This is a genomic window from Bradyrhizobium sp. (assembly GCF_016462955.1).
In the GTDB taxonomy this organism is placed as follows: domain Bacteria; phylum Pseudomonadota; class Alphaproteobacteria; order Rhizobiales; family Xanthobacteraceae; genus Bradyrhizobium.
The window spans coordinates 1-2,799 of sequence record NZ_JAEMSD010000706.1 but is presented as its reverse complement, the minus strand read 5'-3'; the positions used below and the strand labels follow the sequence as shown (position 1 = coordinate 2,799).

At 60.6% G+C, this 2,799-nt stretch carries 2 protein-coding genes; both read left to right on the top strand.

All coding sequences use genetic code 11. The annotated features are described in order from the left end of the window. On the top strand, positions 1–482 hold a 482-nt coding region (locus JHD07_RS37160), incomplete at its 5' end, for a nucleotidyl transferase AbiEii/AbiGii toxin family protein (protein ID WP_291631240.1). Positions 483–1,115: 633 nt separating this feature from the next. Continuing rightward, positions 1,116–1,751, top strand: coding sequence for a hypothetical protein (locus JHD07_RS37155; protein ID WP_291631237.1), 636 nt, complete (start codon positions 1,116–1,118; stop codon positions 1,749–1,751). Positions 1,752–2,799: the final 1,048 nt, after the last annotated feature.

Below are 2,799 nucleotides of genomic sequence, written 5' to 3'. Positions count from 1 at the left end.
TCGCCGATCTATACGCCGGCAAGCTCGTCGCGGCGCTCGACCGGCAGCATCCGCGCGACCTCTTTGATGTCCGCGATCTGCTGGCCAACGAAGGCATCACGGACGATCTCCGCAAGGCGTTTATCGTCTACCTCATCAGCCATGACAGGCCGATTTCCGAGGTTATTGTTCCTCGCCGCAAAGACATCCAGCACGAATTCACGCACGGCTTTGAGGGCATGACCGCCGATGAAGTAACCCTGGACGAGTTGCTCGAAGCCCGGGAAACGCTGATCGCCGAGATCGCGAGAAAAATGCCGCAAGCTCACAGGGATTTCCTCATAGGGTTCAAGCGCGGTGACCCCGATTGGAGACTGCTGGGCGTCTCTGGCGGGGCTAACCTGCCGGCGGTGCGCTGGAAGCAGATCAATCTAGACAAGCTCCCTGCCGAGCACAGGGCGAAGCTTGTCGCGCAGCTCGCGCAAGTCTTGAGCAATGCCTGAGGTCGGAGGAGGGGATCTCAGTCGAGCACGCACGTAGCAACTTGTTGAGAGAATTTTTTGGGGTACGCCCGCCACCCAGCGAGCCCAGAGCTTGCGGGCTTCAGCTCAGCCTCCTATTGAACAGTGGACGCGCCTACCTATGCGTGCCGTACAGGTTTCCAGTGCTTGGATTTCGGTAGGAGCCGCCTTTATGAGATGAGCCCGAGCCGCCGATGTAAGTCCCGCCGTGGCTGGAGGTATGATGGCCTCCACCATACGACACGCGGCCGCCAAAATGGCTACCACCTCGCGCTGCGGCAAAATCAGTCGACGTGAGCAGCGCAATCGCAAGAACAATAGCCGTCTTCAAATCCATTCTCCCAAAATAAATGCTCATCGCACGACGGCAGTCTTGCTCGATGCCGCCCGGATCCCAACACGGAACTCATTCGTGTGCACACGACTAAGGTCTAGGGATGTAAATTCTCTCCCTTTGTTGATCTCTCCCTATGGTTGCGCTTGAGTCTCCGCGGGCCTGAGGAGTCTATCATGCGTAAATGGGGGGTCGTGGCGCTATGCGCCGCGTTGGGCGGCTGCGTAACCAATGCCGAGACGGTTCAGTTTCGGCCGTCCAATCCACAACAACAGGCGCTGATGCGCGACGGGCAGCCGGCTTTGGTCTCGCATCAGAAGAGCTCGCTCGTCCTTGTGCGTCCGGCTTCGCGGCAGGTCCGTGCCAACGGACGGCCCGTCTTCGTCGTCGCGATCAATAATCTCGGCAAGGGCCCGATCGATTTTCGCGTTGCACAAGTCGAAGCGACACAGCATGTCGCCGGCTCCGACTACGGCATGCAGGTCGTGACCTATGAGATGCTTGTTCAGGAGGAGAAGAATCGACAGGTCGCCGCCGCGATCTTCACGGGACTCGCCGCCGCGGGAAATGCCTACAGCGCTTCCCAAGCCGGTTATGGCCACTACACGACCGCGGGCGGCCGCACGGGGACCTTCTACAGCCCGACGGCGGCGGCGATCGCCCAAGGTAATGCGGCCGCGCAGAATGACGCCATGATCGCGGCCACCGTGGAGACAGGGCAGCGCAACATGGCCGTCCTCGAGCAGTCTGTCATCAAGGACAATACGCTCATGCCGGGCGAATGGTATGGCGGCCAGTTGCATCTGGCGCCCCCCGTTACCAGTGAGGGCGGAGGTCAAAAGACCTACACCATCGTCATCACGGTCGGCGCCGATCGACACGTGATCGATATCGCGCAAGGTCCGGCAGGAGCCTAACAGTGATGGCGATAACGCCGTAGGAAAATGGTGCAGCTATGCGAGGAGGTACTGTAGCCCTCCTTATGGGGCTGACGGCCCTCGGAGCCTATGCGCTGGGACGGCAGGATGCCGGACCAGGGCGACCGTCCAATGTGACGGTGCAAGCACCGGCGGCCACCGACGCGCCGGTCGCATCGAAGCCTTGGCCGTTAGTCGCAAGCCCAACCGCAACGCCGGCGCCTCCGAGCCCAGCATCGGCGTCGTCAACTTCCGTGGCGCCATCGCCGTCCGCGCCGCCCAGATCGAACGCCGCAAATCCAACGCCCCAGCCCAATTCCGAGCGCAAGGTCGAAGCTGTACTGACGGCCGCAGCCATTGCCGCCCTGCTCGTCAAGGCAAGCCGCGACCAATATCATGCAACGGGCCGACCTTGCGCCTGTCCTGATGATACGATGCGAAACGGCAGAGCTTGTGGCGGACGAAGCGCCTACGCGCGACCAGGCGGCGCGGCTCCCCTTTGCTATCCGCACGATATCACCAGCGCCATGATCGAAGATTATCGCAAAAGAGCCGTCCGCTAGAGATCGCATGAGGGGGGAGCGAATGCAGATTCTGAAATGGAAGTTAATCCTAACGGCGATATTGCTGTGCCTATGCGCGTCGTCCGGAGCGAAAGCGGCTTGCGACCAGCGCGCGGCAAAGTCCATCGCTGATCGCGTGACATCAGAAATCGCCATCATGATCCAATTCACGAAGGCCGCCTGCATTCCAACAGCAGACGCTCAGAAATGCTCGCGGTTGTGTTTGTCGGATTTGCGCATCGAGGGCATGAAACCGCAATATCGTTCTCGTCTTTATCACCGCCTCTGGCGGCAAGAAGATGCGCGAGGCAGGCTTGGCGAGATTTGCCAACATCGTCTTTGCCGATCGTAGCTTGCTCGAGAAAAGGCGCGCGATGCGCCTATCCGCTGAACGCGCGTCGATGTTGCAAGCCGGATTCGCCGCCTCGGGTGAGAAGCCTGAGATCATGGCGCCCCGGGTCGGCGCCGAGTATGCCGAAATAGAT

Bases quoted from the DNA above. Each gene is read 5' to 3' on its own strand.
- JHD07_RS37155 (WP_291631237.1), top strand. From the start codon at position 1,116: ATGCGCGACGGGCAGCCGGCTTTGGTCTCGCATCAGAAGAGCTCGCTC.